The organism is Nocardia sp. NBC_00881 (assembly GCF_045207455.1).
GTDB lineage: Bacteria > Actinomycetota > Actinomycetes > Mycobacteriales > Mycobacteriaceae > Nocardia.
This window is the reverse complement of the sequence record NZ_CP108798.1, coordinates 6,744,747-6,759,559: the sequence shown is the minus strand read 5'-3', so window position 1 is coordinate 6,759,559 and position 14,813 is coordinate 6,744,747. Positions and strand designations below refer to the sequence as shown.

Genomic DNA, 14,813 nt, shown 5'->3' with positions numbered 1-14,813 from the left:
ACCTCGTCGGCCAGCCGCTTCGCCAGTTCCAGACTGCCGACTTCGGTGAAGATCTCCTGGACCACGCTGTGGCCGTGCCGGTTCCAGATCGCCACGGCCAACGACGGTGCCGCAGGCCGGTCGATCGCCGGGGCCCCGAAGATTTCCACGTCGGCGAGGTCGTCCGGGATGTTCTGGGGCGCTCGGCCTGCAAGCGGGTGGGTGGCCCGGCCGTTGGCGTGCTCGAACCAGACAACCCGGCGGTTCCCAAGTTTCTCTGCCCAGGCGCGTACCTCGTCATCGCCCTCGATGGTCTCTTCCCTGCCGTGGTCCATGTGGTGTACGACCAGGCCACGATCCGCGGTGCGCAGCAGGGTGAAGGCGTGTCCGGTGCCGTCGCCCTGCAGTACCGCCGCCTGTTCGATCAGGTCGTCCTCGGCGTCCGCCACCCGGTCCACCAGCTCGAGCACCGTTCTGACCTGGATGTAGTCCGGGTGCAGGTCCGCGCGCAGTGCCGTGCCCATGGCGGCCAGGGTGTCGCCGCGCAGCCAGTCGCCCGATGCCGGCCGCACCGGCGGATCGCCGACCTCGCCGTTGGCTTTCCACAGCTCCAGCTGAGTCTGATACGTCGAATAGGTCGCGCACTCCCCCACCAGCAGCGAGGTCGGCTCATACGGCCGTGCTTCGAGCGCGGGTTTCTCGATGGCTCCCTCGGGCGGCTGCTCTTCGCCGGACAGCCACCGTGCCAACGTGTCCAGGGTGGCGGACAGCAGTTCCTGGATTGCCCGCTCGTTGCTCTTCAGGTCGATGGTGATGGCCTTGACCGACTGGCCGCGGACCCACCAGCGCAGGAAGCATTCCCACTGCAACCTGCGCAGTCGGTTGACCAGGTCCCGGAGCAGGTCGGGACGTTTCAGCCCGGCCCGCCGGATCGTCACGACCGCGACGGGGTCCACGACGCTCAGGTCGGACAGCTTGGCAACTTCGGTCCCCAAGTCGGTTCCGAGCTCGATGACCAACTGCTGCAGAGCCTTACGTACCAGTTTGGTGGCCGTTGGCGCATCCAGACCACGCACCTGGGGGATCGCCGCAGCAGACGGGAACAGTGTGGTGGGCGCCTCGTGCGCACCGGCGGGGACCGATCCGGCGTCGACGCCGTGGATCCTGGGGGCCTTCGTGGTAGACGTGCCGGCCGAGCTGAACAGCAGCAGGAGCGCTTGGCGCTGGTCGTCGGGGAGGGTGGCGACCGCACGGTGGAAGTCCTCGTCGCTCGCCTGGATGAGTGCGCCGCGTTCCTCCGGTCCGCGCGCCGCGACCTCGATCGCGCGGCGGATACGGGTATTCCGCTCGAACAGCACCTCCTCGGCCAGTGTCAGGATCCACACGTCGGCGTCCTGGGCCGCAGCGAGCTCGGCGACGCGCGCCACCGCGCGGCGGAACACCTCGGTGACCAGGTCGGCGGCTGCCTCCGGATCCCGGACGACTGCCATCCGCTGTGTTACCAACTGCTCGAACTGGAAACGCAGTTCGTGGGCGGTGGAGCTGACCTGCGACGGCGGGCGGCGCAACTGGGTGGCCCGCTCGTAGGCGTAGCCGTAGCCGATCAGGGTCGGCTCGCTCCAGGATCGGCCGAGGAAGGTGATGTTGAACGGCTGCCCGTCGCTGCCCCGGTAGCCGGCGGGCACGGTGAGAGAGGGATATTCGGCGCGGGCGCCGGTTCCGGCGCCGCCGCTGCCGACAAACAGCAGGGCGGTGAGGTTGTGTTCCGCCATCGGCGGGTCGATCTTGCCGCGGGCATCGGCGCGGATCGCGGCGATTTCCGCCTGCGCGGCGGCGGTGTCGGCGCTGTTCGGGTCGAGGTCTTTGGCGACCGCAAGCGGCAGCACCATCCGGCCGTATTTCCGTGCGTCCGCGTGTGTCTTGTAGTAGTCGTCGATATCGGACAACGACTTCATCGGGGCGTTCGCCGGCAGCCTGCCCAGGTAGCGGTTCATGTCCCGGTGGAATTCCCAGAGCCCGGAGGTCGAGCCGCTGAGCCACATCTCGCTTTTCGGGATGGCGGTGTCCACGTCGACGAGCACCAGGGTGGCGCCCTGGGCCTGGAGCGCGGCGATCGCCGCATCCCACAGCCTGCGGTTCTCGTCGCCTTCCGGCGGAATCTGGCTGGCGACAATGCCGATCCGCGCACCTACCAGCGCCTGAGAGTCGAGGTCGGCGGTGAAGTCATGGCCCGCGAGCGGATTGCCCTCGGTGTTGGCCAGCACAGTCAGCAGCACGGCGGCGTCGGCGACGGTGCGGGCCATCGGGCCGGGGGTGTCCCGGCGGCCCGAACGCGGCAGCACCCCGGTTCCGTCGATCAGGCCGTTGGTCGGTTTGATGCCGACCACCGAGTTGCAGGCGGCTGGGAAAATGATTGAACCGCTGGTTTCGGTGCCGACGGCGAGCGGGGCCCACCCATCCGCGGGCGCAACCGCCGATCCGGCACTGGAGCCGCCCACCTCCAGCCAGCTGCCGATGGGGTTGACGACCGGGCCGCCGAGTGAGCTGTCCCCATGCGGCTGATGCTCGGTCAGATAGTTGGCGAACTCGGTCATATTGGTCTTGCCCAGGATGACCGCGCCCGCCGCGCGCAGCCGGACGACCAGCTCGGCGTCCCGGTCCGGCACCGACTCGGCCAGCGCCGCCGAGCCTGCGGTGGTCGGCATGCCCGCGACGTCGATATTGTCCTTGAGCCACACCGGAATACCCAGCAGCGGCAGCTCGTGCGGGCGCCCGGTGGCGAGGATCGCATCAGCGGCACGGGCCTCGTCCAGGGCCGCGGAGTTGATCGCGAGCACCGCGTTCAACTCCCCGCGCGCGGCGGCGCGGTCCAGGCACATCTGCGTCAGCTGGACACTGGTGATGCGACCGGTGTCCAACAGTTCCCGCAGCTGCGCCACGGTAACCGTTTCCAGGTCGACAATCGTCTGCCTCGGTTCCGCTGGAGCCTCGGCGCGAGTCGGGCGGCGGATCAGTTCGATCTGGTCGAGGCGAAGGCCGCCGGTGCCGGGTACATACAGCTGCGGCACCGGGTGGTTGTCGTCGGTGAACCCGCGGTTGCGGAAGAACTGTTCGGCACGAGTATCCGGGAGGACATCGAGCCGGATCGGTGCCCCGTCCGTCCCGGCCGGCACCTGATCCAGCAGGACGGAACCGACGCCACGGCCCTGATAGTCCGGGTGGACGTATAGGTGGCGCAGGGTCACCGTCCCGTCGACGTCATCACGCCAGGCCACCACGACACCGACCACGGCGTCACTGATGCAGGCGATCCAGCAGTTCTCCCACTCCTGCTCGAGCAGGGATTCCCATACCCCGGTTTCCGGATCGTGCCTACCGGAATCGATCGCGCGCAGCGCATTTCGGCCCGCCTCGGTGTCGGCATAGCCAGTGCGCGCGGACTGCGTGCACATCTCGACCATGTCGGCGAAATCCGACCACTGTGGCCGCTCCAGGCGAATCTCCTGCTCAGCCAGGGGCGCGCCCGGCTCGCGGACCTGGCGCGGCGGGCGGTAATCGCTGGTGCCCTCCACGTCGGATATCTCGGTCGCGTCGGTGCTGGACCCGCGGTCGCCGAGCGCGATAGTGGTGGTCTCGACCGGCTCCGGGTCTTCCCTCGACAGTGCGCGCAAGGGCGGCGCGGCCTCGTCGGGATGTGCCTGCGGTGGCTCGTCGCCCTCATCGGCCGGCGGTCCTTCCGGTAGCTCCGGGCGGGGCTCGGGCATGTCCGGCTCGCTGTCCGCGTCGGGCGGTCCCGACTGCGCCGGAGGCGGCGTCTGCCCGTTGGTAGCCGCGTCGGCGAGGTCGGAGTATCCGTTGTCGCGCAACAAATAGCGTGCGAAGTGACTGATAACCACCACGAACAGGATGGGCATTGTGGCAGCCCACCAGAACCGGTCGCCGCGCAGCTCTGGTAAGTCGCCGATCACGTCACCGGGCATCAGCTCCGCGGCCACGACCCGATGGCGGACCGACTCGGCGTCTCCATAGTGTGCCTTGACCTCGACCAGGCTGCGGCGACCGATGATATCGAGCAGATCCCCTTCCGGGGTACGCCTGTGCACAGTGCCGTGCGTATCCTCTTCCGGGATACGCACGGCGCTGTGCACAGGCTCCCATGTCCCGTCGTCCCGCCGCGACTCGATGTGGACGATGTCCCAACCGGTTATGTTCTGCAAAGCGGCAGCCAACCAGTGGCAGTACGCCCCCCCTAGAAATTCTTTGACCTGCCAGTCGAGCGTGTTCGGGGTGATGGTCAGCCGGTAGGCTCCGTTGGCAGTGGGCTCGGCGAGCCCGAATTCGATCGGCGCGCTGAAGTCGATCGAGAACGGAGCACGACGCCAGCCCTCGTCATCCTGCTCCGACGACGACTGGTCGGCCGGTTGGCCGGATCCATCTACTTCGAACCAGGTCACCCTGCCCGCGCCGTCGGCAAGGGGCTCGACACCGAATCCGTCCGCATTGAGTTGGATCGGGTCGGTCCCCGCGCCCTCGTCGAACACCTCCACCCGCAGCGGACCCTCCGGATCGGTCACCACCACCGCCACCCGAACTTCGCCGGTGGTATCCCGCAACGAAGCCGACACCAGATCCATGACTGCCATCCAGGCCTGCGAGCGTTGGTCGTGGTTCCCCCAACCACACTCGTCCATGCGCTCACGCAGCCAGTCGGCCGCAACCGGGGCGCCCGCCGTCCGCCCCGCCTGCGTAAGCCCTGGCAGACCGACAGTGAGTTCGACCCGCCGACTGCCGTCACCCACCGCGAACCACTCCGTGGCCGCGCGCGGCTCAGGCTCCTCGATTCTCCCGTCGGAGGGCGCCTGCGGACCTTCGATGGGCTTGACGGCGCCTGCCGACGGCGCATCACCCGAATCACTATCGCGCTGCGGATCTTCGAGCGCCCACGCGCTTGTCGCGGGGTCCGTGTCCGCGTCCGGGATGGCCGGTGTCTCCGGGCCGGCATCCTGTTCGGCGGCTTCCACCTGTTGCCGCAGCTCCGCTATCTCGTCCGACAATTCGGCCTCGCGCTGGAGGAGTTTGTCGTACAAGTCAATTCTTCTGACAACCTGCTCCGCTTCGGCAGCGGGTTCGGGGTTGTTGCGGCGGTCGCTATAGATCACCTGCGCGGCCTGTTCCAGCTCGTCCGGGCCCGCCTCTGGGGCGATGTCGGCGCCCAGCCCGCGGAGCGACTCCCGGGCCGCGTCGAGAATGCGTGCCCGCTCATCCGCCATGAACAGGACTCGCGCCCGCAGTTCCCGCTGCCGCTCCGCAGCGGGGCGGGTCGCCGCCTCGGCGAGCTGGACAACGCCGGGGGGCAACCCCTCGGAATCCGTCCAGGAAAAACCTGATTCGGCCAGCCAGGCGGTCAATTTCTGGTCAAGTGTGCGCAGTGCCGGGGCAATCCGCGCCGGATTCGTCCCTGAATCGACCTTCAGGTATGCCGCCGTCTTCGCCTCGTCCTGCTGCCACATTTTCCACGTGACCTCAACGGACTCGCCGAGAACCATGTTGATCCGACACGTCACCGCCATTCCGCCGTCGACCAGCTTCGCGTCGACGAGGTCCACCCAGAAATCGTCGCCATACCCGGCGAACATCCGGTTGAGATCGACGTCGCCGGAGATCACCTGATCTACCCGCCACCGCGATCCACGGGTGCGCCACAGCAGGCCTTGGTGATCGCCGGGCATGTCGACCAGCCCGAGGTCCACCCCGCTGCGGGACAGCTCGAAACGGGTCTGCGCGGCGGACTTTGCGCCGTCCTCTGTTCCAAAACCCCGGCTGATCACTGGGAATGACAACAGCCAACCGTCGGTGATCACCGGGTATCCGAAGCCACCGGGCCCGGGCTCCGACGGACCGTAGGAGAGATTGAGATAGACATGGGGGGTGTGTGAATGCAAGCGGAAGTGGATGCGCTCATCCTTGGGCGCCGCATCCATCAGGACGTAATCCCCCAAACCCGCAGTGTTATACCGCGTCCCATCCAGGCCGTGGAACAACCCCTGCCGATCCGGGTAAGCAAAGGTAAATTCGACATTGCCGGCGCGTTCCGGATCGACAGACTCGTGACCTTGCGGCCGCAGCACCTCGTACCGGGCCTTGGTCGGCCCCAACGGGTCAGCGGGACGCCCGCGACGGGGCACGACCGCATGCACCCCATCCTCCGGCGACGTCCCCGGGGTAACCGCGAACACCACTCCCGGCCCATACCGCCGAGTCGCCCGACTACCGCGCGGCGAAAGCCCCAATGCCGCGCGCTCATCCACCGGCTCCCAGAACGCGTCGGGATCATGTCCCACCTGCGGCGCAGCGGAGGGTGGCTGGGCTTCGCCGTTCAGGACACGCTCCAGCAGCGCCAGATCCCGCACCCTGCGCGGCGGGCGGTGACCTGCCACGCCATCGTTGCCCGCGGCCTCTCGAGCACGGGCCTGCTCGTGCCAGGACAGCTGCGTCATAGGGTCGGACGCCAGGATAGTGGCGCCGCCGGTGCGCGCGACCAGCTCGACCGGCGCCACCGCAAACCGGTAGTACGGCGCGTACCGGGCCGAGGGCCGCTGCCACCCTTCGATATCGGATTTCAGCCTCGCGCCCGCGTCTTCGACGGATTCGTCCGCGGGGCGATACAAAATCAACGACCGGTCCGAATCCTCTGCCGCGGGAACGGCTTGGAAACTTTCCTGGATGCCAGGGCCGGTGACGCAGACCGTCATGGCGTTGGTTGTGTCTATGTCACGAACCGCCACGGCGAACGGCCCGGCCCACGGTCCGTGCAGATCCAACGCCAACACGTGCACCACCGGGTGCCCTTCCAGCGCGGCCACGAACTCCTCGGCGTCGTCCAGCACCTCGAGCTGGTCGGTCAGCTTCGCCGAATCCGGCGTCGCCTTCAGCTGAATGGCCAGCTCGTATCGGTTGAACAGATCGGCATACCGCGCCGGAATGTCCTTGAAGCCGGGGAACTCCGGCGGCACGCCACCCTTGACGATCCTGTGGCGCACGGCCTCCGGCAGCCTGTTGAACAGCCCGGGAACCTCGTTCTCCGACTTGCAGCGGTCCAGCACCAGGCGTACGAAAAGGTCGCGCCCCTCTGTCTGTTCCGCGGGCGACGGATATTCCGGCAGTGCCGCTCGGGGCTCGGGCACGTTGAGCCGCCCGTTATTTCCTTTGTCGGCAGTACTGCCCGCCTCCGGGTCTTGCGGGACCGGAGGCCCGGCACCCAGCCGCTTCGCCCCCGGGCCGCGGTGCTTCTGCACATCGGCGTCGAACCGGACCTCGGCTTGCCGGTTCCGGTTGATGGCGGCGATCCACACGTCCCCGGCGACCGCGCCCATTTCCTCCGCCCACTGGTCCATCTGTGCGCCGCGCAGCAGCCCGTGGATCGGGTCGAAGAGCACGACCTCGCCGACCCGGATGTGCTCGTGCTCATCCCATTCCGGGTGCTTGTTGTTCAGCTCCGTGGCGAATTCCTCGGTGTCCACCTCCACGAACACAGCCAGGTGCCCGAAGTCGCTTCGACTCACCCAGTCCATACCCACCACGGTCGCTCCGCCGCGGAACCGGGCGCGGGCCAGCACCGACCGCAGCGCCGTCGCCCCGGTGCCTACCTTCTTCTCCCGCCAACCGGCTTCGATGTCTTCCAGGACGTCGTTCTTGTCCCTGCCCTGGGTGGCGATGATCCGGGCGATATTCGGATCGTTCTCGTCGGCCGGATGGATCTTCGCGCCCGCTTCCGGGCCTGCCCATGCCTTGACGAATTTCGGGACGGCCAGCCCACAGAGCTTTTCCCCGCCGCCCTGCCGGTGCGCCGCCAGATTCGGTCGCGAGATGGCGCCATCGACCGACCGCCCGGATTCGACCGGGGGTATCAACGTCACCTTGCCGTCTTTCAGCGCCTCGGTGACGATCCGCACCAGCTTCTTCTTCTTGCGCGGGGGCTTGTGGCCGAACCAGTCGGCCACCACATGACCGGTGGTGCTGCCCGCCTGTGGGGGCTGCGCGATCCGGTAGTTGCCCTCGCCGTCGGGGACCATCCAGATATCCACCTCGAAAGCCCATTCCTTGCCGAACAGGATGGTTACCTTCTCGGTGCCCACCGGCCGATCCGGCTCGAGCTCGTGCCAGGTGTCCGCGCCGGTGATCTCTCGGGATCGCACTTTTCGAAGGATCTCGTCGACGCTGAACTGCGCGACATCCTTCCTGCCCTCGGCCAGCCACATCGCCTCTCGGCGTTCGAAGCTGGATTGGCCGGGGATTTGCTCCCGCTGAAGACGATCCGTGTAAGCGGTGTCCGAATCGAACCAGTCCGCTAATCCGACCGCCCCTTTCGACCTCCGCTCGGGATCTTTGTCCAGCCATCCCCGGCTGCGCGCACGGAGATACCCGGTCAGCAATGCTGTGTGAATCTCGCCCTGATCCGCGTAACGGAAACCTTCGTAGAGGCGCGGGTCCTGGGATGGGCGAATCAGCTCCGCCTGCACCGTGCCGTCTGGCCCGATGACCGCCTCGTAGAACCAGACCCCGTACCGCTCTTGCTCTCGAATCGTCGGTTTCCGCAGATCCGCGAACCGCGGCTGCTGGTAGCACAGGTCATCCACGGCAGCACGGTGCCTGCCCGGCAGCGCCGCGACATCCACGCTCCCGGCATTGTACGACTGCGCGGTGTAGGTGACATGCGCGCTCACCTGGATGGCGGACTTGGATCCCAGGCGCGCGTTGAGATGTGCGACAGCCAGGTTGGACACGTCCTCGTCGAGTTCCGCGACGGCCCGCTCGTGTTCGGCGACCAGATCGACCAGTCGGGCGATTTCGGCGTCACCGCGGGCTTCGGCCGAGGTCAGTGCCGCCGGGTCCGCGATACCCAGCAGGTCGGCGAGTTCGTCGCGGTCGCGGGCCAGGTTATTGGTCCGCTCCATGGCGGCAAGGACTTCCGCGGGTTCCAGGAGCCGACGGCCGAACGGCTTGAAGTCGGGCTTGGCCGGCAGCACCGGGGCGGACTGCTTCGGAACCAGTTGCGCGTCGGCCGGCGCATCGGCGGTCGAATCGAAGGCATTCCCTACGATCTCGACCATCCGCGCCGAGATTTTGGTGTGGAGGAACTCTTGACCGAGATTGCGCAGCGCATGCTCCACCGCGAGAATACGCCGCCAGACCGCCTGGACATCCGCGCGCGGAACACGATGACGGATCCAGGCTTCCGTACCGTCCTCATGGCGCATCACGAAACGCTCAGCGGGAAACAGCATTCCGGGCTCACGCGGGGTCGAGGCAGCCCCATACTCCACACCCATGTGATAGTCGGCGGTGAGCACCCGCCAGCTGCCGTCGGTGTACCAGGAGAAGAGCCGGTCCGGCTGCTGCCTGGACAGCGCGTCGTACATGCCTACCAGGCGACCGCTGGTGGAATCCAGCAACGCGTTCCGCACGACATCGGACACCATGGATTCCGAATTGCCCCAGTGCGGGTTCGGTCGGCAGTAGCTGTTCGGCGAGTTGCGATAAAACTCCACCGGCCGGTCCTGGACCGCGCCGGCCAGTATCGACTGTGCCTCGGCGGCATCGACCAGTTCCTTGTCGGCGAACCAGTACTCGGTGTATCCGGTTCCGTCCTGACAGGTCACCACCGTTCGCCGGTACGTCTTGGTGTCCACCTCACTGGCACGCTGGGCCCCGGATTCGAGTCCGTCGCGGACTCGCTGCGCGAACGACCGGTTGTCGACCATCCGGTTCACCCGACCGGCCCATTCCGAATCGAGGTAGTAGTCCCACGCGGAATCGGCTGGGGCACCGGGATCCACGGGGTCGCCGGTCAGCTCCTCGACCTGCCGTGCGCCGTCCCGGTCGACCCAGGCTTGCTTATAGCGGATCGTGATACCCCGTGCGGCCAGCTCCTCGGGGGTTACACCGAGCTGCCGCCGCACCAGCAGCGGCAAGTCAGCAAACTTCCCGGCAACGAGCAGCTGCCCACGCAGTGCGTCGAACCCGACGCATTCGTTGAGCGGAACCGCCTGCTCGGCGGCCAGCTCATTGCGGGAAACGACGAGTCCGGCCAGGTCGAGCGCCGCGGCCAGCTCTTTCTCGGCCGCTGCACCGATTCGCCACACCTCATCCGAATCAACCCGTTCTGCCAAGGTTCTGACACGATCCGCCTCCCCCCAGTTACCGGGATTCCGGACGTCCTGATAGATGTCGTGGGCCTTTTGCCGCACGGCATTCCGAATCTGCTCCCGGTCCATCCCGGTCACGTCGACATCCAGTTCCGCGCACCACCGGGCGATGTCGGCATGGAATTCCCGAACCGCGCGCGCGGCGGTATCGATCTGCGTGCGCGCACCGGCCGGAAGTTCGCCGGGCGGGGTCGCGGGATCGAGTTGCCAGGTCTGCCAGCCGGGCAGCTGCGCGACCACCTCGTCGAGCTGTTGTTGCAGCTCTCGGTCGCCAACAGGCTCCAGTTCCAGTGCGGGCGTGCCTGTTTCGATACCCAGATCCGCGGTGCCGTCGCTCAGCAGCGCCTTGATGTCGTTGGCGAGCTTGCCGGGGCTGCCGGCTTCCCGGCCACCGAACCAGCCCGACACCACACCGCCCGGATCACGGCCTACGCCAACAGATTTCGCGATCGCGTAGCGAGACGGCCCGAGCTTCACTATCCGGAGCCGGAACCGGAATTTACCGAGTTCGACCACCCGAGGAAGCACCGCGACCGGTGCGGCCGTCGCACCATCGGCGTCCTCGGCGTCATAGCGCAGGTCCGCGAGGGTGAATTCCCGGTCGACGATTTTGCGTGCGGCCTCCTTCGCGCCGAAGATGTCCAGCACGTCGTCCGGATGGGCGTCGGCGACGCCCCGCACCAGGTCCTCGAAGGTGGGATCGGGACCGAATCCGCCGCGCGCCAGCCACTCCGGGAAGCCGATCGGCTCCGACAGCAGCCCGGCGTAGCGCGGCCGGAGATACAGCTCCAGGAAGGCCGCCTTGATCTCGCTCCGACTCAGCTGGTAGTGGCCACCGACCGGGGTGACCGCGGTTCGGGTGGCCTCGGCCACCGCGCCGTCCGGACCCACCGCTGCTTCGACCCGGAAAATCTGGTACCGCCGCGGCCGCTGCGGGGTCGGCGGCAGATGCACGTCGGCGAATTTCGCCGAATCCTGGTGCGCCAAGTCGACCAGGGCACGCTCGTGCCTGCCCGCCAACGCCACCACATACAGCGCGGGAAGTTCGACGCCCGGCGTCTCGACTACAACGGCATGCGTACTGACCTGCGTGCCACCGGCGAACCGCTCCGCGATGAAGCGGTTGGCCACCCCGTCGTCGAGTGCCGCGACGGCGCGGTGCAGTTCGTCGACCAGCGTAACCAGCTCGCCGATCGCGTGGTCGCGCCGGACGATCTCCGCACGCTGGGCCTTCATCGCCGAGAAGTGTTGCGCCCATCGGTGTAACGGGTCACCCTCAGCCATCTCGTCCGGATCGCCGAACACATCCAGCACGGCCTTCGAGACATCGGACGCATCGACGCGCAGCTCGTCGGCCAGTTCCAGCCAGTCCCGCCGCACCTCGCGGAGAAGCTGGTCGAACACCGACGCACCGGGCGCCAGACCGGCCGGGTCCGCGAGGTCCAGCCGCGCGGCCAGCTCATCTCGCCGCTGTTCCAGATCGCGGATATCGGCGACGGCGGCAACGACTTCCGTTCGGTCGACGAGTCGGGTCTCGGCCAGTACCGCAGGCTGCGCGATGGCGGGCTGTTCCTCCGCGCGCGGCACCGTGCGCCGCTCGATTCGGTATTCCTGCCCATCGTGTGCGGGCGCGGCATCCAGCACACCCTCGAATCCGTGGTGCTCCACCATCAATCGCATCAGCGCGCGCTCATGCCCGCCGTCGAAGGCGACCACGATCAGCCGCCGCTGCGCCGGGAACCAGGCGATCTGGTCGCCGCGGGCCTCACCGTCCGGGCTGCCGGTCAGTGCCGCGTCCCGGATGATCCGCTCGACCACCGGGCCGCAGGCCCGTGCCTCCGCGTCGTCGTCCGCCTGCACCATCGCCGCGGTGTCGGCCTCGGTCAGTTCAGCGGTCAACTCGCGATGACGTTCCACCACGGCCGCCAGCAGCGGCAGGAGTTCTTCCCGGTTCAGGACATCGGTGCGGCGGTCGTCCAGCGCCCAGAACGACGCCAGCTCACGTGGCAGCGCGAGGCGCGCCAGATCGATCTGCTCGGGCTGGACCCCCAGTTCGGTCGCGAGGTCGTCGATCAGCCGCTGTCGATCCTCGGCCACCCCCTGCTCGAGATTCCGGAGTGCACCGTCGACCGCCCACGCCGGCTGGTCCGCGTCCAACCGGCTCGGATCGGGCACCCGCAGCTCATGCGCCAACTCGTCGCGCCGCCGCTCCAGGTCGCGGACCTCCTTGCGGATATCCGCGGGCGGCCGGGCACCCATGTTGTTCTCGCGGTCAGCGGCGAGCACGGTCGGGCGCTGCGGGCGCTGCGGGCCTGCGACTCGCTGCACCCGTGGGCCGCGGGTGGCCTGTTCGCTGGCGACGAACGTGACTTCGGCCTGCCGGTTCGGCTTCTTTCGGGCGATGTGGACCTCGCCGACGGCCGCCCCGAAGCGCCGGGCGAACTCGTCCAGCTTCGCGTGACGCAGCAGGGTGCCGGTGAGCGGGTCGAAGCCCACTACCTCGCCGGGCTGGACGTCCCCTTCGTCTGGCGCGATCAGCTCCGGATGCTGCTCGTTCAGCCACTGGGCGAACGCCTTGTCCATTTTCGCGAACACCATGACATGCCCGAACGGACCGTCATCGGCCGCGCCTTCGGCCGGTGTGTGCCGCTGGATCAGGCTCTCGTCGTCGACCCAATCCCAGCCCACCAGCAGCTGTCCACCGAGTTCGTCCGCCTCGGCGATGGCCCGCTGCAGCCCCGTCGTCCCGACCCCGATCCGGTTCTTGCGCCATCCGATGCCGAGGTCCTGCACCAGGGCGACCTTGTCCATCCCCGCCGTGGCGATCACGGGGTCATCCCGCAGATCGGGTCCGGTCTCCCCGGCCGCGGCGCGCAAGAACCACTGCGCCCACGGCCCGCAGTTCTTCGGGTCCTCGCCACGCCTGTGCGCCGCCAGATCCGGCCACACCGCAGTGCCGTCCGATGCCGGTTGCACGCGGCGGATATTCTTCCGCTCCGGTGCCGACAATCCTTCCGGCACAGTAAATTCCGACGACGAATGCGGGTCGGGATCGACACCGCTGGTCGGAGGATCCCGATCAGCGATCAGTTCCCCGGTATCCGCGACCGGCGCCTCGTCCGGGAATTCCCACAGTCCCTCACCGAAATCGACCTCGACCAAAGGACCCATTCTGGACACGTCTTCGGTGACTTCCGCGACGCTGGCGTACACCACCCCACCCGGGTAGTTGCTCCCCCGGTTGCGTATGCGGCGCGGAAGTCGCCAGAACGAATACACCAGGGGGGAGCCGTCCTCCGGATGGGTGCGCCCGGTCGCGATCGCGACATGCACGAACTTCGTTGGCGCACCGGGATCTCCAGTGCCGACATACCAGAAGACCAGATCCCCTCGGCGCGGCAGGTCGTCACCGATCTCGAACGTGCGCCGCATCCCATACCTGACCGGGTCCCGCTCCTCTCGACTCGTCGCAAGCACGGTTCGCCCGCCGGGCGCCAGCAGCTCGACGGTCGACTCGTCACCTCGGTACTCGAAGAACGCACGGACCTGTTCACGATCGAGAACCCCCACATCCACTGCGGCGTAAAAGATCATGTCCCAGCAGTTCAGCGTCGTGGTCGGCGACAGCTCCGGCAGCGGAGTCGCCGCGTCCGATCGCGCCCAGGCAATCAATTCGTCCGAATGTCCATACCACTCGATGCGCACACCCTGTTCGTGCATCTGCCGCAGCCGGTCGACGACGCGGTGTGAAGCCGCATCCCCGAGAACGTATCCATATTCCACTCGACCGGATGTCGAGTCGGCCGGGACCTGCCACGAGCCCGCGGGCTGAATCTGGAACTGCAACCCGCCGGGCGCGTCGAGGGTGAAGGCTTCGTAGAACTCGAGCTGGTAGCCCGTTTCATCGAGCTCGGCGCGGATCTCCGTGTTCGTGCGCCAGAATTCCTCCAGCGCCTGCCGCTGCCGGTCCCCAGTCGCCACCACGACCAGCCGGCGCTGCTGTGGGAACCGGACGATGTGGTGGCCGTGCTGGACACCATCGGGCTGCACGGCCATGATCCGCTCGACTCCGCGTGCCGAGGCGGCATCGTCCGCGATCGCCAGACGCTCGGCCGTGGGCCGCATCCGGGACGGACCGAACCTGTCGAGTTTATCCATCTGCCGCGTGGCTCGAGTGGCCAGCTCGTCGAGCTGGTTCAGGCGATCGGCATCCCCGTCGTACTGCTCCCGCAGCCCGTGGATGGTCTCGTTCCACTGGTCCCGATCCAGCCGATCGGGATGCTGTACCCCGAACCCGACGGCCATCGAATAGAGATCGCGTTCCGCCCGATCCAACTTCGGCAGACGGACCGCCGCACGGTAGAAGGCGTCCTGGGGTGTAGTCCAGTCCCGGCCGTTGTCGGGGTGGATCGTGTAGGCGAACCCCTCCGCCAGCGCTTCCTTCCAATGGATGGCACCGGAAGGATCGGAGCCGACGAAACTGTAACCCGACAGTTGCGCCACATAGGCTTCCCGGTCCGCGATCACACCGGCTTCCACCAGCAGGGCACCCGTGCTCTCGAAATAATCCCGTGCGACCTCCGCTGGATCATCATCGAGTACATCGGGATCGAACCAGGCCGCCGCCAC

At 67.6% G+C, this 14,813-nt stretch carries 1 protein-coding gene (only partly in view); it reads right to left on the bottom strand.

All 14,813 nt of this window come from inside a single coding sequence — locus OH799_RS28730, GNAT family N-acetyltransferase, on the bottom strand. Of the gene's 177,828 coding nucleotides, 80,943 precede the window and 82,072 follow it; the stretch shown corresponds to coding positions 80,944-95,756 (codon 26,982, complete, through codon 31,919, partial); the first complete codon in reading order (the gene reads right to left) occupies positions 14,811 to 14,813. Both the start codon and the stop codon lie outside the window.